We start from the raw sequence: 622 nt of genomic DNA, 5'->3' as shown, positions 1-622 counted from the left end.
ATTCCACTGAAAGGAAATCCAACACTATGACTCATTCTACTGTTGCTGAAGTGCTTTTTATGGGAATGGAGGGCGAGACAAGCGGGTTGGAAGTCCTCACTACTGTTCAGTCTATGGAGAATCTCGATGAATATGCCGCCCTGCAAAGAGCGTGTGAGATTCTTGAGTACCTAACTGCGCACGCCATGATCGATGTGTGGCTGGGGGATCCTGTAACCCGAGATCCACTTCCGCGACTTGGCGACCCTAAGGGGGTTCAGTTGATTACGCCCGAGCGGGTCAAAGATATCGTCACCTCTGACGATGACCGGATGTTGGTCTATGACACCACTGCCCGCGGTGAGCCCTTGGTTGAGGCTGAGATGGGGATCAAGAGAGCTCAACGCGAGAACGATCTACACCAGAACACCTGATCTCACGGAAGTCGGAGACCAGCCGTTCTCACTGATGCCCGAGATCGCCCAGGTACTCCAGCAAGCCATCGACAACCTCTGGACACTAAGGGACAACCATGGGCACCATCCAACCTAATCATCCAACACTTCGAGTCTACCCTACTGAACAGGCAGTAGCCATCATCCGAGCCATTGCTGAGCACAGGTGGCCCATGACCATCAACGAG

1 protein-coding gene is annotated in these 622 nt (G+C 53.4%); it reads left to right on the top strand.

Features of this window, described 5'->3' with window-relative positions; all coding sequences use genetic code 11:
- The coding region (locus HMPREF9056_RS11010) for a hypothetical protein (protein WP_216593609.1) at window positions 1-413 on the top strand (413 nt) is incomplete at its 5' end.
- Window positions 414-622: the final 209 nt, after the last annotated feature.

The organism is Actinomyces sp. oral taxon 170 str. F0386 (genome assembly GCF_000195595.1).
Taxonomy (GTDB): domain Bacteria; phylum Actinomycetota; class Actinomycetes; order Actinomycetales; family Actinomycetaceae; genus Actinomyces.
The sequence above is the reverse complement of the archived record's forward strand: the minus strand, read 5'-3'. Positions and strand labels throughout refer to the sequence as shown.